The organism is Sphingobacteriaceae bacterium (genome assembly GCA_016715905.1).
Classification (GTDB): domain Bacteria; phylum Bacteroidota; class Bacteroidia; order B-17B0; family Aurantibacillaceae; genus Aurantibacillus.
Window position 1 is genome coordinate 410830 of sequence record JADJXI010000004.1, and the last position, 21873, is coordinate 432702.

22 protein-coding genes are annotated in these 21873 nt (G+C 32.7%); 16 read left to right on the top strand and 6 right to left on the bottom strand.

Going from position 1 to position 21873, the window contains the following annotated elements:
* Positions 1–66: 66 nt before the first annotated feature.
* From IPM51_06005 to IPM51_06015, 3 genes are all read right to left on the bottom strand, one after another.
* Positions 67–516, bottom strand: coding sequence for a MarR family transcriptional regulator (locus IPM51_06005; protein MBK9283859.1), 450 nt, complete (start codon positions 514–516; stop codon positions 67–69).
* A 52-nt stretch (positions 517–568) separates the two neighbouring features.
* Positions 569–1168: a YceI family protein gene (locus IPM51_06010; protein ID MBK9283860.1), complete on the bottom strand. Its 600-nt coding sequence runs from the start codon at positions 1166–1168 to the stop codon at positions 569–571.
* Between the two features lie 75 nt (positions 1169–1243).
* The gene (locus IPM51_06015) at positions 1244–1831 is read right to left on the bottom strand and encodes an rRNA pseudouridine synthase (GenBank protein MBK9283861.1); all 588 of its coding nucleotides are present in this window, start codon (positions 1829–1831) and stop codon (positions 1244–1246) included.
* A 134-nt stretch (positions 1832–1965) separates the two neighbouring features.
* Between IPM51_06015 and IPM51_06020 the strand changes: the two genes are divergently transcribed.
* Genes IPM51_06020 through IPM51_06035 form a run of 4 tightly spaced genes read left to right on the top strand, consistent with a single transcriptional unit; the run spans position 1966 to position 5594 of the window.
* Positions 1966–2682 (top strand): ABC transporter ATP-binding protein, encoded by a 717-nt coding sequence (locus tag IPM51_06020; protein ID MBK9283862.1) that lies wholly within the window; start codon positions 1966–1968, stop codon positions 2680–2682.
* A gap of 43 nt (positions 2683–2725) precedes the next feature.
* Positions 2726–3568, top strand: coding sequence for a hypothetical protein (locus IPM51_06025; protein MBK9283863.1), 843 nt, complete (start codon positions 2726–2728; stop codon positions 3566–3568).
* 41 nt (positions 3569–3609) lie between these two features.
* Complete coding sequence (locus tag IPM51_06030; protein ID MBK9283864.1) at positions 3610–4344, top strand: hypothetical protein; 735 nt, start codon at positions 3610–3612, stop codon at positions 4342–4344.
* A gap of 2 nt (positions 4345–4346) precedes the next feature.
* Positions 4347–5594 carry a 3-deoxy-D-manno-octulosonic acid transferase gene (locus tag IPM51_06035; protein ID MBK9283865.1) on the top strand — a complete coding sequence of 416 codons (1248 nt, stop codon included), beginning with the start codon at positions 4347–4349 and terminating at the stop codon, positions 5592–5594.
* On the opposite strand, the gene IPM51_06040 is transcribed toward IPM51_06035, so the two are convergent.
* Positions 5591–6715: a glycosyltransferase family 4 protein gene (locus IPM51_06040; GenBank protein ID MBK9283866.1), complete on the bottom strand. Its 1125-nt coding sequence runs from the start codon at positions 6713–6715 to the stop codon at positions 5591–5593. The two genes, IPM51_06035 and IPM51_06040, sit on opposite strands and share 4 nt — an antisense overlap.
* Between IPM51_06040 and IPM51_06045 the strand changes: the two genes are divergently transcribed.
* The 12 genes from IPM51_06045 (at position 6714) to IPM51_06100 (ending at position 20085) form a co-directional block, all read left to right on the top strand.
* Positions 6714–8255, top strand: a complete 1542-nt coding sequence (locus tag IPM51_06045) for a polysaccharide biosynthesis C-terminal domain-containing protein (GenBank protein MBK9283867.1) — start codon at positions 6714–6716, stop codon at positions 8253–8255. The genes IPM51_06040 and IPM51_06045 overlap by 2 nt on opposite strands.
* A 5-nt stretch (positions 8256–8260) precedes the next feature.
* Positions 8261–9256: a hypothetical protein gene (locus IPM51_06050; GenBank protein MBK9283868.1), complete on the top strand. Its 996-nt coding sequence runs from the start codon at positions 8261–8263 to the stop codon at positions 9254–9256.
* A gap of 1 nt (position 9257) precedes the next feature.
* Positions 9258–10178: a hypothetical protein gene (locus tag IPM51_06055; GenBank protein MBK9283869.1), complete on the top strand. Its 921-nt coding sequence runs from the start codon at positions 9258–9260 to the stop codon at positions 10176–10178.
* Positions 10179–10181: 3 nt separating this feature from the next.
* Positions 10182–11630, top strand: a complete 1449-nt coding sequence (locus IPM51_06060) for an O-antigen ligase family protein (protein ID MBK9283870.1) — start codon at positions 10182–10184, stop codon at positions 11628–11630.
* A 60-nt stretch (positions 11631–11690) separates the two neighbouring features.
* Positions 11691–13169 carry an IMP dehydrogenase gene (guaB, locus tag IPM51_06065; protein MBK9283871.1) on the top strand — a complete coding sequence of 493 codons (1479 nt, stop codon included), beginning with the start codon at positions 11691–11693 and terminating at the stop codon, positions 13167–13169.
* Between the two features lie 4 nt (positions 13170–13173).
* Positions 13174–13779 carry a peptide deformylase gene (locus IPM51_06070; GenBank protein MBK9283872.1) on the top strand — a complete coding sequence of 202 codons (606 nt, stop codon included), beginning with the start codon at positions 13174–13176 and terminating at the stop codon, positions 13777–13779.
* Positions 13776–14399 (top strand): tetratricopeptide repeat protein, encoded by a 624-nt coding sequence (locus IPM51_06075; protein ID MBK9283873.1) that lies wholly within the window; start codon positions 13776–13778, stop codon positions 14397–14399. The genes IPM51_06070 and IPM51_06075 overlap by 4 nt, the downstream gene beginning before the upstream one ends.
* 1 nt (position 14400) lies before the next feature.
* Complete coding sequence (locus IPM51_06080) at positions 14401–15252, top strand: hypothetical protein (GenBank protein MBK9283874.1); 852 nt, start codon at positions 14401–14403, stop codon at positions 15250–15252.
* Entirely contained in the window at positions 15242–15658 is a 417-nt protein-coding gene (locus IPM51_06085) for a DUF423 domain-containing protein (protein MBK9283875.1), read from the top strand. The genes IPM51_06080 and IPM51_06085 overlap by 11 nt, the downstream gene beginning before the upstream one ends.
* A gap of 61 nt (positions 15659–15719) precedes the next feature.
* On the top strand, positions 15720–16055 hold the full coding sequence (locus IPM51_06090; GenBank protein MBK9283876.1) for a hypothetical protein: 336 nt from the start codon (positions 15720–15722) through the stop codon (positions 16053–16055).
* A 93-nt stretch (positions 16056–16148) separates the two neighbouring features.
* Complete coding sequence (pckA, locus tag IPM51_06095) at positions 16149–17762, top strand: phosphoenolpyruvate carboxykinase (ATP) (protein MBK9283877.1); 1614 nt, start codon at positions 16149–16151, stop codon at positions 17760–17762.
* A gap of 100 nt (positions 17763–17862) precedes the next feature.
* A complete protein-coding gene (locus IPM51_06100; GenBank protein MBK9283878.1) occupies positions 17863–20085 on the top strand; it encodes a tetratricopeptide repeat protein in 2223 nt (740 codons plus the stop codon).
* A gap of 24 nt (positions 20086–20109) precedes the next feature.
* Here the strand turns inward: IPM51_06100 and IPM51_06105 are convergent, their stop codons facing one another.
* Both IPM51_06105 and IPM51_06110 read right to left on the bottom strand, forming a co-directional pair.
* A complete protein-coding gene (locus tag IPM51_06105; protein MBK9283879.1) occupies positions 20110–20484 on the bottom strand; it encodes a response regulator in 375 nt (124 codons plus the stop codon).
* Positions 20481–21866, bottom strand: coding sequence for a PAS domain S-box protein (locus tag IPM51_06110; protein MBK9283880.1), 1386 nt, complete (start codon positions 21864–21866; stop codon positions 20481–20483). The genes IPM51_06105 and IPM51_06110 overlap by 4 nt, the downstream gene beginning before the upstream one ends.
* Positions 21867–21873 lie beyond the last annotated feature (7 nt).

A 21873-nucleotide genomic window follows, 5' to 3' on the forward strand; every position in this document is an offset into this window, starting at 1 on the left:
TTTGGCGGGAAGGGGAAATTATAATCGAATAAAAATTGAGCAGTTTAAACGCTTCAATTTAAGCATTTAGTCCCTGATTTTATCCAGTAAATTATTCATGAGTTTAATTTCCTGTTCTGATAAATTTATAAATAGTTCAATGGTTTCCTGATCTACAAAGTCCAACTTCTTTAGAATGTCTTGTCCTTTTTTGGTAAGTAGGATATTTATTTGTCGGCGGTCATTCGGGCATTCGGTTCTTTCGGCCCATTTTTTTTGAATAAGTTTATCGATAATTCTTGAAGAATCGCTCATTCTGTCGATACTTCTTTCTTTAATCAATTTAAGATTACACGGCTTGGGGTACTGACCTCGTAATATTCGAAGAACATTGTATTGTTGTGCAGTTATATCTAATTTTTTAAGGTGATGATGTAAATTATATCCTAAATAATTAACTGTATACATCAAATTAATAAACAATTTGTGTTGAGGGGATTTGAACTCCTCTTGTTTTATTTCATCTTCAATTTTCACAAGCTAAATAATGAGCTCTTATACTTGAATGGGTATAAGAGCTCAAATTTAATTAAACCTTTGCTTTATTCAATTCTATTTTAATGTCCAAATTCACCATTTCACTAACTACCACTCCTCCAGATTCTAAAACTGCATTCCAGTTTAAACCAAAGTCTTTTCTGTTTACTTCGCCTGTAACTTTAAAACCAAATTTAGTATTTCCGTAAGGATCCTTTACTGCTGCACTTGATCCAATAGCAAATAGTTTAACTCTTTTGGTTACCCCTTTCATAGTTAAATCACCTTCTAAATCATATGCTGTTTTTCCTTTCTTTGGATTTGGCTTCATAGAAGTGGCTACAAAAGTAATGTTAGGATATTTCTCTGCATCAAAAAAGTCAGCACTTTTTAAATGTCCGTCTCTTTTTTCATCATCTGTATTAATTGAATTTACGTTGGCAGAAAAATTAATTTTTGCATCAGTAAAATCGGTTTCTGATTTAGAAGCTACCGATCCTTCATATACTTTAATCTTTCCGTCAGTTTCAGTTACCATCATGTGCATAACCGAAAATCCCAATTTAGAGTGACTTGCATCTACATTCCAATTGGTTTGTGATTGTACTATTGCTGCAGTAAACAGCAATCCGCTTAAAATAATTTGTTTCATGTTTATTGTTTTTAAAATTTAATACAAATATATGTTACAACATATAATGTTATAACATATAAAATGGAAAAATTGTTAAAACTCCATTTCCCCTTCTTTTAAATCACCTAAAGTAAACTCCTCAATTCTAACTCTTTGTAAGCGTAAAACGTTATAACCTAAGGCCTTGCACATTTTGCGGATTTGTCTGTTTTTTCCTTCAGTTAATATTACTTTTATTTTTTGCAGGCCTATTATTTCACATCGGCAGGGTTTTGTGACATAATTCTTTATTGAAATGCCCGTTTCAAATTTTGCTTTAAAATTTTGATCAAGCTCTTGGTCTAATTCAACCAGATATTCTTTTTCTTTATTCGAATCCGGATTAGTAATGTTGCGAATAAACTCTCCATTATTACTTAGTAGTAATAGTCCTTCTGAATCTTTGTCCAGTCGACCGGCTATTGCTAAGTTTTCAAAATCTTTAAAAAATGAATGTATATTATCGTTCACCTTTAAATTTAAAGTGCTTTGGTAGCCCTTGGGCTTGTGAAAACGTATATATACATATTTGAATCCGCGTTGAATAATCTGATTCTCCACTTTTACTTCATCTGTTTCATTCACAAATACATTATCATTAATAATGTGTTTATTTATTTCCACCTTCTTTAAATCAATCAAAACTTGTGCTTGCTTATGGCTAATATATAAGGTATGTACCAGTAAAAATTTTATCTTGTTTCTATAACTCACAATTAATATAAAAATGTTTCATTCGTGCCTACAAATAAAGTAAATTTACCCTGATGAATGAGATAATTTCCATTTCACATATCAGTAAAGTTTACCAAATTGGTGAAGAAACTATTCATGCATTAAAAGACGTTTCGCTTAAAATTTTCAAGAATGAATATGTGGCCTTAATGGGACCTTCGGGCAGTGGAAAATCAACACTCATGAATATGCTGGGCTGTTTGGATAGTCCGAGTGGTGGGGAGTATATTTTAAATGGCATTTCAGCTGCTAAAATGAGCGATAATGAGTTGGCTGAAGTGCGGAATAAGGAGATTGGTTTTGTTTTTCAAACATTTAATCTATTACCCAGAGCCAGTACCTTAGATAATGTTGCCCTACCTTTATTATATTCCGGCTTTTCTAAAGCCGACCGAATTGCAAGAGCTAAAGAGGTATTAGATCAAGTAGGATTAAAAGACAGAATGAATCATAAACCCAATGAGCTGAGTGGGGGACAAAGACAAAGGGTTGCTATAGCCAGGGCATTAGTGAATAAACCCGCTATTATTTTAGCAGATGAGCCAACCGGTAATTTAGATAGTAAAACCTCCGTTGAGATTATGGGATTATTCGAAGAAATTCACAAAAACGGCAATACCATAATTTTGGTTACCCACGAGGAGGATATTGCTTTGCATGCCCATCGAATTGTGCGTTTAAAGGACGGATTAGTTGAAACTGATCAGAAAAATCCTACCATTACAACGTACAAAAAAAGAATAGAAGAAATTAATTAGCCATTAAACCTTTGTTTATTTCTGACGTCCAATAAAAAACGGAATGAAAACATTTAAAAACAATCTTATTTTATTAATAATACTTCTTTTTGGCTATACGTCTTGCGTAAAAAAGGAGTTAGAAGCTGATAATGAATTGGAATCTTCCTTAGATGTATTTTTAGCATCGGCCATTTCAAATGATATGGTAAATATAGCAGATGAAGCGGCCCGTACTTTTAGTATTGGTAGTTTTAAAACCAATGCGCAAAGTGGTTTATTAGCAAACTGCGCAACTTTAACATTTGATACACTAATTGCAAGTAATGTGGATACGATTACGGTTGATTTCGGTTCTTCAAATTGTATGGGTAATGATGGTCGCAATCGCAGAGGAAAAATTCAAATTCTTTTTAGCGGTAACTACAGAGATTCCTTAAATAAAATTACAGTAACGCCAATCAATTACTTTGTAAATGATAATGGGGTAAGTGGTGTTAAAACGATTACCAATTTGGGTCATAATTTCACAAAACATTTGATTTATGAAATAAAAGATAATTTAACAATTGTGAGAGCGGATGGAAAAGGAAATATAACACATTTTGCTATTCGTAATAGAGAGTGGTATAATGGTGAAAATACCTTAACTTGGGATGACGATGTATATTTAATATCGGGTAATGCAAATGGAGTTAGTTCAACCGGAAGAGAATATAGATCTAATATCACTAAGCTGTTAACTCGAAATATGGCACCAGGCTGCAGAAAGTACTTTACTGTCGGGGAAATTGGACTTACACCACTAGGAAAAGCTACAAGAACTATAAATTTCGGTAATGGTTTATGCGATAATGTCGCTATTGTTTCCGTTAATGGAAAAGAATACGAAATTACCCTGCCTTAACTCATTTTTTTATTCTGAATTTATAACTTAATTTTATTCCCATGCGCACATTGCTTTTTAGTTTGTGTTTATGGCCGGTACTAATAAACGCACAAATTGACTCTACAATTGCTATACCAATGGTTGAGATTCATTTCGGTGGTCATCTTCCCGGAGCTGATTTAAGTGAGCGCTTCGGCCCTAATTTAAATGCCGGCGGTTCGTTCATGTACAAGACAAAAAAAAATTATTTATTCGGTGTTGAATCCAATTATTTTTTTGGACGAAATGTAAAGGAAGATGTTTTGGTAAATATGAGAGGGTCGGGTGGATTTGTTATCGATAATGAAGGATATCCGGCAGATTTAAGAGTTACGGAAAGAGGAATAGGTATTCATTTAATTGCAGGGAAGGTATTCCATGTTTTATCTGCAAATCCTAATTCCGGATTAGTTTTTTCACTTGGTGCAGGTTACATGCAACACAAAATTCACTTGTATGATGCGCAACAACGTGTGGCAGCGGTAAGTGGGGATTTAAAATTCGGATACGACCGATTAAGTAATGGTATTTCTTTTTCTCAATTTGTGGGTTATTTATTTATGAGCGAAAATAAAATGCTTAATTTTTTCGCCGGATTTGAATTTTATGAAGGCTTAACATCAAGTGTACGAAAGCTGAATTACGACACCGGTTTGCCGGATACTAAGAAGCGGATGGATGTTTTATATGGGTTACGCCTTGGTTGGGTTTTGCCACTTTACAAAAAACGACCGCAAGAATACTACTACAATTAACCATGCTGCTTTACAATTTTGTAATACGTTTATATAGTCTTATAATTCGATTAGCCTCACTTAAAAATGAAAAAGCGGCGCTGTGGGTGAATGGGAGGGTGAATTGGCGCAGTCAATATAAAAAACGTATTGCTGAATTAGGCAATGCCCGAAAAATTTGGTTTCATTGTGCATCCTATGGTGAATTTGAACAAGGCCGTTCATTAATAGAAGCGATAAAAAATAAATATCCCGATCAGAAAATTATTATTTCTTTTTTTTCACCAAGTGGTTACGAATCATTTAAAAGCTGGAAGGGTGCCGATTTTGTTTGTTATTTACCAAGCGATACACCCGGCAATGCCATTGATTTTATCAATATAATAAATCCGCAAACAGCCATATTTATTAAATATGAGTTTTGGGTAAACTATCTTTTTCAACTAAAGAAACATGAAATTCAAACCTATCTGGTTTCAGCGGTATTTAAGCCTCATCATCCTTTTTTTAAATGGTATGGAGGTGTGTTTAAAAGATCTTTGTCAACTTTTAATTTTATTGATGTGCAAGACGGACAGTCTAAAAAACTATTAGAAAGCATTGGTGTTAAAAATGTGAGAATAAGCGGTGATACTCGTTTTGATAGAGTGATAAGTATTAAAAATAAAAACGAGAAAATTGATGTCTTAGAGAATTTCTCAAATGGGTTGCCATTATTTGTAGCCGGCAGTACCTGGCCAAAGGATGATGAATTTATTATCAGAAATCTGGCTTCCGGTAAATTACCATTCGATAAAATTGTTTTAGTGCCGCACGAGGTGGATAAATCTTCCATTCAACAATTAATTAATTTACTTAGTCAATATGAATTAAGTTTTGTAAAATATTCTGAATTTCAAAACAACACTATTAATCATCAGGTTTTAGTAATTGACACTATCGGATTATTGTCTAAAATATATCGTTATGCTAATGTAGCATATGTGGGTGGTGGATTTGATGACGGTTGGCATAATGTTCTTGAGCCTTCTGTATACGGTATTCCGGTTATACTTTTTGGTGTTGACGAAGGAAAGTTTAATGAAATTACAGAATTAATAAAAATGAAAACAATTGGTTTGGTAACGAATGATATTGAATTTGTGAATTATGCCAACGAATTTTATAATTCAGAGAATCTGAAAAATGAAATCAATAATAAGTTGGCTTTATATTTTAACGAAAAATCAAATGCAACTGCCAGGGTATTGGAGGGAATGAATTTATATTAACGCATTGATTTCTTCATGGATTCCCATAATAATTCAGCAGTTTTGTCCCACGAAAATATTTCTTTCTGTCTATTGCCTTTAGCAATTAGCTTATTTCTTAAGTTTTCATCACTATCCATTTTAAGCATTGCATCTTTTATTTCGTTTACTTGATTTGGATTTACCATAATTGCGGCCTCTCCTGCTATTTCGGGTAAACTGGTTACATTAGAGGTAATAATAGGTACCTGAGCTTGCATGGCTTCTATTAGCGGTATACCGAAGCCTTCGTAATAAGGTACATATGTCATGGCTTTAGCACCACCCAGTACCATGGCTAAATTTTTATTATCTAATCTGCCGGTAAATAAAATATCTTTTTCCAATTTATTTTTCCGGATGTATTCGTTAATTTTTTGGAGCCCCCAATATGGCCTACCGGCTAAAATTAATTTTGTATCACTTTTACTTTCTTTTTTAAAAATAGAAAAAGCTTCAAGCAATCTTAAAATATTTTTTCTGGGTAATATACTTCCTACATAAACAAAATATTCTTCCCCATTCGCAAAAATTTGTCGAGCTTTAGTTTTATCCGATTCACTTAAGGGTTTAAAAAACTCATTTATACCATTGTAAACTACATCAATTTTATTTTCATTTATTTGGTAGTTATTAACGATATCTTTTTTGGAGAATTCAGAAACGGTAGCCAGTCTGTTTGCTCGTTTTGCGAAAAGCGGAAAATATTTATTGTAATAAATGGAGGTAAGCCATCTCACATCATTTGGATGATGTAAAAAATTAATATCGTGTATAACGCCGTGTTGTTTACATTCGGTATTCAGTACCAAAAATCCGTCAGGCGAAAAAAACAAATCGGGTTTCATTCTATTTAATAAATTTTTCACCGATTGCTGAAACCATAAATGATATAAAATTGGATGACGAGCCTGAGGAGAAAGTACAATTGGGGTTATATTTTCTGAAAATATAAATTCTTCTGAAAATGGACGGTCAAATAAAAATACAAAATGCACATCAGGATTGGCAACTGTTATTCTTTTTAAAGTTTGAAATGTAAACCAGCCTATACCATCGAGTTTATCCGGTAATAGTAATCGGGCATTAACAACAATCTGCATGATGCAAAGCTATAAAAAGATTAGTATTTGCATGAAAACAAGCAAATTACTGTTAGGTAAAACCGTAAATTATCCTAACTTTGCCAACCTTTTTGTGCAAAAGAAAAAATTCATATTCGATCTAGCTATCCTTTTGATACTAAATCTTTTAATAAAACCATTTTGGGTAATTATTATCGAACCTAAGGTTCAGGATCATGTAGGTAATATCGCATTTGGTGAGTATTCTGTTTTATTTAATTTCTCATTTTTATTAACTACGTTTTTAGATTTTGGTTTAACTCAATTCAATAACCGAAATATTGCTCAAAACACACATTTGCTTAATAAACACTTTAGTAAAATGATGGGTTTAAAGTTTGGGCTTGGCATTTTATTCATGTTGGTAACTATGCTTATCGGCAGCATCATTTTTAATTTTGATGTGCGATATATTAAATTACTATTCATCTTAGGAATAAATCATTTTTTTATCAATTTAATTTTCTTCTTACGATCAAACCTTTTAGCATTACATGCCTTTAAATTGGATAGTGTTATTTCGGTATTAGATCGGGTGATTATGATATCCTTGGTGGGTGTTATGATTTTAGGTTGGTTTGGTTTAGAACCAAATATTATGAATTTTGTGTATGCACAAACTATTGGATATGGATTAACCGCTTTAATAGCCTTTATAGCAGTTTTAGGTAAAACGCATACGTTTAAAATGGAATGGGACAAAAAATTCAATATGCTCATTCTGAAAAAAAGTGCACCATACGCAATTCTAGTTTTACTAATGACTTTTTACAATCGTTTGGATAGTGTGATGATTGAGCGTTTATTACCGGGCGATGTTGGAAAAGAGCAATGTGGAATTTATGCTAAAAGTTTTCGATTTTTAGATGCCGCTAATATGATCGGTTATTTGTTTTCGGTTCAATTACTTCCCTTATTTAGCAGAATGTTGAAACAAAAAGAAAACATAGAAAATGTAGTAAAATTATCATTTACCTTACTTATTACGCCGGCACTTATTGTATCCATCAGTACTATTTTTTATGCCGATAAGTTTTTCGAAAAAATTTATACCGGTAATACAGAAGGGTATCAAATATTTGCCGTATTAATGAATTGTTTCACCGCCATGTCGCTCACCTATATATTTGGTGCCTTACTAACAGCCAGTGGAAAATTAAAACAATATAATATAATGGCTGTAGGCGGTATTATTCTAAATTTAATTTTAAACATCATTCTTATACCTAAATTTCATGCCATGGGGAGCGCAATAGCCAGTGTATCTACGCAATTTGCCATGGGTTTAGCGCAAGTTTGGTTATGTTACAAGTTTTTTAATTTCAGGGTCAATAAGCGTATTTTACTTGCTCTTTTTTTATTCATAATTGGTCTGGTTTTGGTAAATTATTTAACGTTAAGCTTAACCAAACAATGGATGCTAAATTTCGTAATTATGCTTACATTTAGTGGCTTATTAGCTTTCGTTACTGGAATGATTAACCCTAAATCGGTTGTCAGATTTTTAAAGTATAAATAATACATATGGTTGATAATATATCAAGCTCAGGATTAATAGTAAAAATATACAAATGGCGTAAAAAATTCCTTTACGTTTCAGTTGTATCATTTGTAGTTACGGCAACCATCGTATTGATTTTGCCAAAACAATATAAATCTACAGCTGTTTTGTTTGCTTCACGTCATTTTTCTGTTTCTAAGTTGGTGATTGAAGCCAATTCCGGAAATCAAGAAGATTATATGCAATTAGGCGATGAAGATGATTGTGAAAAATTAATACAGGTGATTAGTTCTGATGAACTAAAATTAAGAGTGGCTAATGCATTTGATTTGTGGACAAGATGGGACTTAACAGATTCGGCGTTAAAATACCATTACCTGAAACAAAAATGGCAGGATATGGTTATTATTAAAAGAACCGAATTTAATAGTATTAAAGTAGAAGTATATGATTACACTCCGGAAGGTGCTGCTGAAATTGCCAATGGAATTACAGATTATTGCGATACAATTAAAAAAGAAATGTCGCGTCAAATGGCCGGCAATGTGTTGAAAATAGTAAAAGAAGAATACGATAATACTTTATTGCGCATGAAAGTGTTGGAGGATAGTTTGAATGAGTTACGTCAATTAGGCGTTTTACACTATAAAGAGCAAGTAAAAGCTTATTCTAAAAGTTACGCCAAAGCCATTGAAAAAAATGATTTGGCCGCGATGAAAAGGTTAGAGTCAAAATTAGATACCTTGAAAAAATACGGTAATGCCTATCAAACTGTTCACGATAACCTTGAAAAATACAGTTTTAAGTATCCCGATATTAAAGGCAAATACGATGAAGCTCTCGTAAATTATAATTCAATAATACCAATGAAATTTGTAGTTGAAAAAGCAAAGCCGAATCAATATAAAGAAAAACCAAAACGAATTGTGATAACCTTATTGGTTTTAGTGGCCAACAATCTTATTACGCTCTTATTTTTGTTAGTGAAGGAAAAGTTTAATAAAATATCGTTTAAATAGTATGGAGAATTTGAACACTATTGGCATTTTTAATTTAATGGTCAAAAATTTAAAGACCTTAATTATTGTGGTTGTTGTTGCCGGCGCGTTAGCATTTGCCGGTTCATTCGCCATCAAAGAAAAATTTAAATCAATTGCTGTTGTTTATCCAATAAACATGTACGAAACTTCAGAGGAAAGTACCAGCGAGCAATTGTTGCAGTATTTTTTCAGTGAAGATGTAAAATATCAATTAGCCCGCGAATTTGAACTTTTTAAACGATATGGAATTGATACGATAAATGAAAAGGGTGGAAGAGCGCTCTTTAGTTATATGTATCAGGATAATTTTAAATTTTCGCCCACTTTATACGAATCAATCGAATTATCAGTAACAGATACCGACCCGGTATTGGCACAAAAAATGAATGCTCGTTTAATACAATTAACCAATCTTTTAATTCGTCAAAATAAACAATATACCATGAAACAATATGTGGTAAATGCTAATGCCATTATTAAAAGTGAAGAGCGAGAATTAGATTCTTTAAGTAAAGAAATTAAAAAAATTAGAGAGGAATATAATATTGTTGATGAAGAAAAGCAGGGAAAAGAATTAGCGAAAGAAATTGCTAAAGGAAATTCCTTAAGTGAAGAAAGAGCCAAACAAGCAAAAGGCATCAAACAAAAAGGAAGTGATTTATCGGTGTTAAAAGGAAGAATTCGAACTACTTTAAAATCTATGGTAGATATTAAAGAGCAATCCTATAAGTATTTACTCGATGCCCAGGGCGAGATTGACTTTGTATTGTATGTTTCCAACCCAACCTTACCCGATAAAAGATGTTATCCGATTAGATCTGTAATCGTAATTCTGGCATCCTTATCGGCCGCTTTTTTAACCGCAATTATCCTGATAATCCGTAATAGAGGAAAGGCATAAGCAATGGTTAAGTACATACGTGCGTATATATTTGAAATTTTAATCTTTTCCTATATTGTAGGAAATGCGTATGTGCTCGTAAATCAAAAAGATTATTTCTATCAGTTTAATATGATTCCTGTTGCTGTAATTATGGCTTATATTGCCATTTTTCATTTGCAGCGTTTGGTCTTCTTTTTGGCATTTGCTACTCCATTGTCAATTAGTTTAAAGGAATTGCACATTACCGAAGCGTTAGATATGAGTTTGCCCAGCGAACCCATCATGATCGTAATTATGTTGCTGTACATTTTTAATGATATAAGTTTTGGAATTACTGATAAAAAATTTTTCAAACATCCTATAACCATTCTCATCCTTATACAACTAAGTTGGATTTTAATAACTTCTTTTACCAGTAGCGATGTAGTTGTATCTGTTAAGTTTCTTATCTCCCGACTTTGGTTCGTGTTTAGTTGTTATGTAATAATGCCCATTCTGTTTAAAAACCGCGATAACATTATTCGTTTTGTGCTTTGTTATGGCAGCGGTTTGCTAATCGTTGTTATCATTACCACTATAAAACATGCCGCTTTTAATTTTAATGATAAAGCCTCTGATTGGATTGTTTCACCTTTTTATAATGATCATACTGCTTATGGCGCCGCTTTAGCCATGTTTTTTCCTGTTACTTTCGGTATATTACTTATGAAAAATATTTCTCCCATTACCCGAATTTATACTTTATGTCTTTTTCTGGTATTTAGTTTAGGACTAGTGCTCTCTTTCGCCAGAGCTAGTTGGCTTAGTCTTGTGATATGTGTAGGTATTCTGTTTACACTGGCATTAGGCTTTAAGTTTCGCACGCTATTAATCTCTTTTATTATTATTGGCAGTTTATTTTATGCTTTTCAAACCGAAATATTAATTGCCTTAGGAAGAAATAATACGGATGCTGAAGGTGGATTTGCAAATAATATCGAATCTGTCACAAATATTTCAACGGATGCATCTAATTTGGAAAGATTAAACCGATGGAGTTGCGCTATTCGTATGTTTGAAGATAAACCATTAATGGGTTGGGGACCCGGAACCTATATGTTTAAATATGCGCCTTATCAATTAAGTCGCGAAAAAACTATTATTAGCACAAATTTCGGCACCAATGGAAATGCACATAGCGAATATTTGGGTCCACTCGCGGAACAAGGAATTTTAGGTTTGGTGATTATGTTGGTTTTACTACTGTATACCACATCATTGGGTTATAAACTAACCTATTCTTTGCAGGATAGAGATGATAAAATTTTATTGATTAGCATTTTTGTTGGTATAATGTCTTATTTAATTCATGGGTTCCTGAATAATTTTTTGGATACAGATAAGCTCTCTTTGCCTTTTTGGGCTTATTTGGCGGTTCTGGTAACAATGGATATCTATTATACCAAAAAACCCCTCTCAAACAAGGCTTAATCATCGTAAGGAAAAATTTGTTATATTTGTCTGAATTTTAAAACCTTAAAATTCATTAGCATGGCTTCTCATTCAACAAGTAACAGGTTTGTTCCCGAAGGACTAACTTACGATGACGTATTGTTAGTGCCCGGTTATTCCGAAGTATTACCTCGTGAGGTAAATATTTCCGGTTATTTCAGCAAAAAAATAAAACTGAATACGCCTATAGTTTCAGCTGCTATGGATACAGTTACTGAATATAAAATGGCCATTGCCTTGGCGCAAGAAGGCGGTATAGGTGTGTTACATAAAAACATGACTATTGAAGAACAAGCTGCGCAGGTAAAAAAAGTGAAAAGAAGTGAGAGTGGGATGATTCTTGATCCGGTTACATTAAATGAGAGCGCCACCATTAAGGATGCTTTAGCGGCAATGGCTGAACATAAAATTGGCGGGATTCCAATAGTGGATAAAGGCAATAAATTAAGCGGTATAATTACAAACCGTGATTTAAGATTTGAAAAAGATTTTTCTAAATCTGTTCTTAAAATCATGACTCCCAAATCCAAAGTTATCTCAGCGAAAGGCGGCATCACCTTAAAACAAGCCGAAGATATTTTACAATCACATAAAATTGAAAAACTACCTATTTTAGATAGTAGCGGTAAATTAATTGGTTTAATTACCTATAAGGATATTATAAAGATAAAAGTAAGACCAAATGCCTGTAAAGATGAGTTGGGAAGATTAAGAGTTGCGGCAGCGGTTGGAGTTACTGCAGATACTATGGAAAGAGTAGATGCCCTTGTGAAAGCCGGCGTTGACGCCGTAATCATTGATACCGCGCATGGGCATAGTAAAGGCGTAATCGCTAAATTAAAAGAAGTTAAATCAAAATATAAAAACTTGCAAGTAATTGTAGGTAATATAGCAACAGGTAAAGCTGCTTTGGATTTAGTAAAGGCCGGGGCAGATGCGGTTAAAGTCGGTATTGGTCCGGGTTCAATTTGCACAACTCGTGTTATTGCCGGTGTTGGTGTGCCTCAACTAAGTGCAATACTTGAAGTAGCTGAAGCATTAAGGGGCAAAGGAGTTCCCTTAATTGCGGATGGAGGTATTCGATTTACCGGCGATTTGGTAAAAGCTTTAGCTGCCGGTGCGGGAACCGTTATGATGGGCGGCATGTTTGCGGGTACTGAAGAGAGTCCTGGTGAAACTATAATATTCGAAGGAAGAAAATTTAAATCTTATCGCGGAATGGGTTCCTTAGAAGCTATGCAAAAAGGAAGTAAAGACCGATATTTCCAAGATGCGGAAGATGATATTAAAAAACTAGTCCCTGAAGGAATTAGCGGCAGAGTGCCTTATAAAGGAAACCTGGCTGAAATTGTTTATCAACTCATTGGAGGTATTCGTGCCGGTATGGGATACTGTGGTGCAAAAAAAATGCAAGAGTTACAAAAAGCGAAATTTATTAGAATAACCGCAGCAGGTGTTAAAGAAAGTCATCCACACGATGTAGTAATTACCCGAGAAGCGCCAAATTACAGCAGATAATAAAATGATTTTACCAATTGTAGTATACGGAGATCCCGTTCTCAGAAAAGTGGGATTAGATATTGATAAAGATTATCCTGGACTTGAACAATTGATAAAGGATATGTATGATACAATGTATAATGCCAGTGGCGTGGGTCTTGCGGCACCGCAAGTCGGAAAAGCCATTCGTTTATTTATTGTAGATACTCGACCTTTTGCAGAATCAGAGGACGACGATGACGATGATGAAGAGTTTACCCCGGAACAAATATTAATACTCAAAGATTTTAATAAAATTTTTATAAACGCCAGGATTTTAAATGAAGATGGAAATGAATGGAGTTTTAGCGAAGGCTGCTTAAGTATTCCAAAATTAAGAGAAAATGTGGTTCGGAAACCTGATATCGAAATTGAATATTATGATGAAAATTTCGTGAAGCACACCGAAAAGTACGATGGTATAATAGCACGCGTAATACAACATGAATATGATCATATTGAAGGTGTTTTGTTCACCGATAAAATAAGTCCGTTTAAAAGAAAAATGATTTCCGGAAAATTAAATGATATTGCCAAAGGCAAAATCCATGCCGATTATAAAACAAAAGTTTATCGCCCTAAAAAATGATAAATAAGTTAGCTGTATATTTTATTTTGTTGGTAAACCTTTTAATGCTTTCTTGTTCTGATAAAGAAAAAGAAAAGGTTACAGTTAAAGATAGTATAATAACCGATGATGATAAATATCGTGATCCAAAGAACTATTTTAAAGATTGTAAAGCCTTGTTTGCAAAAGCACAAAAGTTAGATAGCATCTTATATACGCAAGAAGAATTAGACAAAAACACAGCCAATCAAGCAATAAAAGCTTTTACAGATTACGCTTATTATTGTAAAAATGACAGCTTAAGTCCTATTTTCTTGATAAAAACAGCTCAGGTTGCATTAGCAATCAATAACGTTACACAAGCTAAAGTAAATCTGGAAAAGTGTATACAAGATTATTATCAATTTGAAGGAATAGCCTCTGCTTTTTTTCTGCTTGGACAATTGTATGATGAAAAAGAGTATTTAAATAATGAAGAAGAGGCGAGAAGAATTTATCAGGAACTCATTGACCGTTATCCGAATAGTCCGGAAGCAGAAAGTGCAAAGGGAGCAATAAAGTATTTAGGTATGACGGATAAAGAAATAATAAATGAACTCAAGCGAGAAGCTAAATCGCAACCAAAAGTAACCATTCAATAAAATGAGATTGCAATGTAAAGTAATTCAGATTGCAGTACTTATTTTATTTTTCCCTTTCTATTACGTTTCGGCTCAAGTTGATTTTACCGGACTAAAGGAATTCTACAGTACTAAAACAGCATTTAAATTAAATGATTCTTTGTATACAAAATGGTCTGCTCAAAAAAATGCACCATTTTGTTATGTATACGTTTCTAAAAAAAATCAGGTTCAAAATGTTTTTAGCGCTGCATTTATTTATTGCGGTACGGATTCTTCAAAATCATTCAGTACCAGTAAATCCTATGAAAAAATAGGTTATAGTACATTTAATTACAAAACATTTGGCACTTCTGAAGCATTGATTACTGAAAATTTAATGTCTTTTCCTTCTGAATCTGCATCCTTTATAGTCATGCATGAACTAACGCATAACTATATTAAAGATAATCAACTAAAAATCCCTTACGTTTTAAATGAAGCTATGTGTGAAGTTTTGGGAATTTATTTTTGTGGAGAGTTTTTCAGCATCAAGCAAAATCAATACAATATTAATAAATTCAAAAGCGATACCATGGCCTTAAAACAAATCTATCGTTTAATAAACTCTACGGTTTTAAAAATAAATGCCGATAGCATGCATTGTAATCAGTATTGTGAGCAGGCCGAAAAGGAAATTAATAAGATTACAGTTAACTTAGATCAGTTTTACAAAGGAAGATTTAATTACCCCGTAAATACCGCATATCTATTGAAAAACCAGAATTATTCCACTTATTTTTTCGATATTGAAAAATTATTTTTATCAAATAAAAATTTCTCTAATTTTATCCATGAAGTAAAAAATTATGCAAACCGAATAAATGAAAAATAAAAAACAAGTATTTATAATAGGTCTGTTTGGCGCAAGTGCTGTAGCATTAGGCGCTTTTGGTGCGCATAGCTTAAAAGGATTTCAGACAACGGGATTGGTTAGTGCCGATCAGGTTAATGGTTTTGATACAGGTGTAAAATATCAAATGTACCATACCTTGGCCTTGTTAGCAGTTTTTATTCTTAATCAAAACTATTCCGGCAAATATTTAAATTGGGCTCGGCGTTTTTTCATTTATGGAATATTGTTATTCAGCGGCTCCTTGTATCTTATCACTACCCGAAATTTGTTGGGTGCCGAATTTTTAAAAGTTTTGGGTCCGGTTACTCCAATTGGCGGTTTGTTATTTATTTTAGGTTGGTGTATGCTGTTATTCACCGCTTTTGATAATAAGTCTAACAATTAATTCTTGATTCAATAATTCCAAAAATGCAATTTTATTTGCATATTTACCTAAACGATACACTATGAGAAAATTAAGTATTTTATTAGTTGCACTCTTTACGCTTTTCATAAATAAATTGCATGCACAAGATGATAATCCGGCTAAAAAAGCAGGTTGTACCTTACGCGTAGATTTTGGAAGTCCAGGAAGTGGAATTGATTTAAAAGCCTACGATAATATTAAAAAACTAATTACCGATAATAAATTGGAGATGAAAGAAGTTCCGAATGGAAGAGAAGGCGAAGTTTATTTTTGCCTATCCTTAAAAGAGTTAAAACGTTGTAAGAAGAAGAAATTTATTAAAGAGTTGAAAAGTAAGGCCAAGGAAGGTCAATACGTTTCTGTATCAACTAGTTAGAGGTTCAAAACTTTGAATTTTCTGTGGAAAAACTGCCAATCGAAGGCTTGTTATTTCATTATCTTTGCAATCTAAATCATTGGATTTTTTATTATGAACGAAATAGGATTAAGAGCACAGGATGCAAGTGTTGCTCAACTCGGTTTATCTAATGTTGAAATGGCTTATTGGAACTTGCATCCAAGTGAGCTTGTTGAAGAAACTGTTAGCAGAGGAGAAGGAGTTTTAACGGATGTGGGCGCTTTAGCGATAGATACCGGTGAGTTTACCGGAAGGTCTCCTAAAGATAAATTTGTAGTATATGATGAGAATACCAAAGATAGTGTTTGGTGGGGGGATGTGAATAATCGTTTTGATGCTGATAAGTTTGACGTGCTTCATCATCGCATGTTGGCTTATTTAGGAGGAAAAGAAATATGGATTCGCGACTCTTATGCGTGTGCCGATCCAAAATACAGAATTAATATTAGAGTGGTAACTGAATTGCCTTGGAGTAACTTATTTGCAAATAATTTATTTTTACGACCTACAGTAGATGAAATTAAAAATTTCAAAAGTGATTGGGTTATTATTTGTGCACCCGGATTTAGAGCCGATCCTAAAATTGATGGTACTCGTCAGCATAATTTTGCAATTCTGAATTTTACCAAAAAAATGATTTTAATTGGTGGTACGGGTTATACAGGTGAAATTAAAAAAGGAATTTTTGCTGTACTCAATTATATACTTCCGCATGAAAAAGGTGTTTTACCTATGCACTGCTCGGCTAATATTGGCGAGAAAGGTGATACTGCCATATTTTTTGGTTTATCCGGCACAGGTAAAACAACTTTAAGCGCCGATCCTAACAGAAAATTAATTGGTGACGACGAGCATGGCTGGAGCGATAAAGGAGTGTTTAATTTTGAAGGTGGATGTTATGCTAAATGTGTTGATTTATCGGCAGAAAAAGAACCACAGATTTTTAATGCCATAAAATTCGGCTCTTTACTAGAGAATATTAATTTTTACGACGGAACAACTACAGTAGATTACGAAAACATTTCAAAAACCGAAAATACACGAGTAAGTTATCCATCTAATTATATTTTAAATGCAGTTAATCCTGCAGTAGGTGATGTTCCAAAGAATATCTTCTTTTTAACTTGTGATGCTTATGGTGTTTTACCTCCAATTTCAAAATTAAGTCCGGCACAGGCCATGTATCATTTCATAAGTGGTTACACCGCAAAAGTAGCCGGCACAGAAATGGGCGTAACCGAACCTACCTTAACTTTTTCGGCATGTTTTGGCAAAGTATTTTTACCCTTGCACCCAACAAAATATGCTGAATTATTGGGCGAAAAACTGAAAAAAGGAAATGTTAATGTTTGGTTACTAAATACCGGTTGGGTGGGAGGAAAGTATGGCGTAGGAAGTCGTATTAAATTATCCTATACTCGTGCACTCATTACGGCAGCTTTAAATGGCGAACTTGATAAAGTTGAATATGGCAATACACCTTATTTCAAATTAGCATTCCCTAAAACATGCAATGGAGTTCCTTCTGAGATTTTAGAACCTATTAATGCATGGAAAGATAAAGCTTCTTATAATCAAACAGCGCAGAATTTAGCTAGCTCTTTCGTTAAAAACTTTGAACAATATGCTTCGGCAGCTAATGCTGAAATATTAGCAGCCGCTCCGCAAGCTCAGGTAACTGCTTAAAATCAACAACACATTTAATCCTCTTACTGATGAAGTAAGAGGATTTTTTTTATAATTTAATAGAACTTAACAGTTCTTAATACTTATATTTACTAATCAAGTGAATTGGATAAAAATAGGCTGTCTTTTGACTTTGTTTTCTTTGCGTTGTATAGCGCAAGAAGGCTTAGAGAAAAAGTATAAAAGGATCGATTCTTTAAAATTTATACTTGCCGAAAGCAAAATAGATACCGTTAAAGTTGATGTTTTAATTAAAATCGCAAAATCGTATTTAAGAATTGACGAAGTGGATGAAGCGGTTAATGCAGCTGCCGACGCACTTACTATTTCCGGAAATATAGGATTTAAGAAAGGAATTGCATTATCCTATATGTTACTTGCATCTACTAGTAGAGATAAAGCCGATTACGATAAAAGTGAAGAGTATTATAACAAATCCCTAATCATTTTTCAGGAGCTAAAGGATCAAAAAAATATTGGCTTAATATATGGTCATTTAGGCATACTTTATCGTTTAAAAGGAGACTTATATCAATCGAAAAAATGTCAAGAGAAATCACTTCTGATAGCTAAAGAAACTAAAGATTCTTCGGCTATTTGTACTTCTTTAAATTCCTTAGGCGCAGTATCCTTTGAAATTGGTGAAAGATCTATTGCACTTGATTATTATATTCAGGCTTCCCGAATTGCTCAAAAATTAAATTTAAAAAAAGAAATTGCCTCTACCTTAAATAACATAGCTAATATTTATATTTCCTCAAATAATTTTGAGAAAGCAATAGAGTATTACGAAAGAGCTTTGCAAATAAATGAAGAAATGGGTTATAAAAAGTGGCAGGCTATTAATTTATCCAATTTAGCCAGTTGTTATAGTCATTTAAAAAATTACGATAAAGCCTTAGAATTATTGCATTTGTCTAAACAAATAAGAGATGAATTGGGCGATAAAAAGGGCTTAACTTTTGTAATCTTTAATTTGGCTGAAACATATTCATTTATGGGAAGTATAGACGAAGCAATTGCTAATTACAATGCTTGTTTAAATTCTGTTATTGAATTGGGGGATAAAAATAAAATGGCAGATTGTTATGTTAGACTTGGACTCATTTACGCTAAAAAAGGAGATAAAAAGAAAGCAGTTGAATATATTGAAAAAGCCATTCAAATTGCTTCAAAACTAGAGTCTAGGTTTGTTTTCATTGATATATACTATAACGCTTCAGAAGTATACAATATTTTGAAAAATTTTGAGTTAGCGTTTAAATATCATAAAGGCTATACTCAAATTAGTGATTCGTTTATCAATCAGAAAAACAATGAACAAATTGCGTTGTTGAATACTAAATATGATGCCGAACAAAAGGATATACAGATTAAATTATTGAATATTGAAAATGAAAAAAATCAGGCGATTAACGAGTCTACACAAAAAGAAAAAAATATTATTATTGTTTCCGGGTCTTCCATTTTGTTATTGATTTTCATTGTTACTATCATTACGTTCAGAGCTTATCGTAGAAAAAAGAAAGACAATAAAGAAATTAAAACTCAAAAGGAAATTGTAGAAAGTAAAAGAAAAGAAGTGGAGGCCAGTATTACTTATGCTTATCGTATTCAATCGGCCATTTTACCTTCAGATCAATTTATAGCAGATACTTTACCGCACGCATTCGTTATTTATAAACCAAAAGATATTGTAAGTGGAGATTTTTATTGGGTAGAAAAAATCCGCAATAAAATACTAATTGCTGTGGTTGATTGCACAGGTCATGGAGTTCCAGGTGCTATGATGAGTGTAGTGGGCTATAACGCATTAAACCGTACAGTTAAAGAATTTAATTTATCGAAACCTTCATTAATATTGGATAAACTGAATGAGTTGGTAGAAGATACATTCGCCAAATCAAAATCTACTTTAATGGACGGAATGGATATATCACTGTGTTTATTTGATCCTGATAGTCTTGTTATTGAATGGGCAGGCGCTAATAATCCTTTATGGATAATTAGCAATAATGAATTAGTTGAAATTAAAGGCGACAAGCAACCTATTGGTAAATTTGAAAATCGAAAACCGTTTACCAATCACACTAAACAACTAAAAAAAGGAGATCAATTGGTTTTACTAAGTGATGGCTTTGCAGATCAATTCGGCGGACCAAAAGGAAAGAAATTTAAGTACAAAAAATTAATGCAAGTATTACTCGAGTTACAAGGCAAAGCAACGGTGGAACAAAAAATCAATCTGGAGCAAGAATTTGAAACTTGGAAAGGTAATCAAGAACAAGTTGACGATGTGTGTCTGTTTGGATTAAATGTTTAATTCCTTTGTTATGGAATTTTAGGGTTATAAATGATTATAATAAATATTAATATAACCTATAATTTGATCGATATCCACCGGTTTAATAAATAAATGACTTTGTTTTATCTCCTCAATTTGTTTTTTAGTATCTTCATATGAATTGCCGGTGGTAAATGCAATGGGACAAACAATTCCATTATTCCTGATTTTAATTGCGGCCTGAATACCATTACCTTTATTTTTTAATTGTATATCTAAAATAATCAAATCAGGTTGTATTTCAGTCGCAGCCTGAACAGCTTCTTCTTCACTTGTAACATGTTTAACTTCAAAATTCTTTTTTACCAAAATAATTTTTAAGACGTTCGCAATTAGCAACTCATCTTCTACCAATAATATTTTAGAAATTGTTTTCACGAAGTGGGAAATTTTATCTGGTAAGAAGGAGGAGTTCTATTGACTAATTCTATTTTTCCGTTAAGCTGTTCAATAAAGGTATGAATTAGCATTAATCCCGTTGTGGTTGTATCATTAAAATCAATATTGGCTGGAAATTCACCATTACAGTCACAATAGGTTAAATTTATTTCTCCGTTTTTTATATCCGAAGTAATTTTAATTTGCGAATTCACGCCTTGTTTGAAGGAATGTTTGAGAGAATTCATGATTAATTCATGAATTAATAAACCAAATGGTAAAGCCTGTTTTAAATCTACCACACAATCTTGGCCTTCAAATTTTAAAGAAAAATGAGGGTTGGCATTAATATTATTAAATACTTCAATTATATGTTCTTTGATACTTATTTTATCAAACTTTTCTTTTCGGTATAATAGCTCATGAACCAAGGCAGTAGATTTAATACGTTTTCGACTATCTGCTAATGCCTCTTTTGCTTTATCATTATCAATGTTCATTTCTTTTAACTGCAGCATACTGGAAACTAGCGCAAGATTATTTTTAATACGATGGTGAATTTCGGATAATAACAGTTCTTTTTCCTTTAATGCATTAAGCAGCGATTCTTCATTTATTTTTTGTTCTGTGATGTCTTTAGAAAAAATAGATATTCCAATTATTTTACGGTCATAATCAAATATAGGATGATAGCTGGTTTCGAAAAATAAATAATTTGAATTGGAAATGGTAAATTTTTCAGTTTCACGAATAAATTCTCCTTTAAAAACTTTTTTATAAATTTCCTTTAATTTTTCGTGTTTGGTTGGATCAATAAAATTTAATACATCTTTGCCAATTATCTCTGAATTTACCCCAAGTTTTTCAACTTGCTTTATAAAAGCTGCATTACATTCCGTAATTCTATGTTCACGATCTATGGATAAAATAATATCTTCTGTATTATTGATAATTGAAAATAGTTTCTCTCTCTTGTTTTTTAATTCATTATCCATTTTTTTGGAAGCAGATATGTCTTTAGAAATCACAAGGATATTTTCAACTTCTTTTTTATCATTCAATACGGCTGAAATATTTAATTCATACCAAACATTCTCATCCGGATTTAAATTATTTAATACTTCTAATTCAAATTGGGCTTTCTCTTTTGTTTCTTTTACTTTCTTTAAAACCGCGCTGTAAGAATCTTGATAAGCAGGAGGCACATAATTGAGTACGGTAGTTCCTAATACACTTTCTTCATCATAACCGGGTTGGGTGTAACTGATGTAATTAATAGTTAATTTATCTGGGTCAACCAAAACTACAATATCCTTAATTAAACCGGTAAGCGCGTTAAAGTAAGGGTTAATATCAGTTTTTGAAGATGTGTTTTTATCCATTATTAAT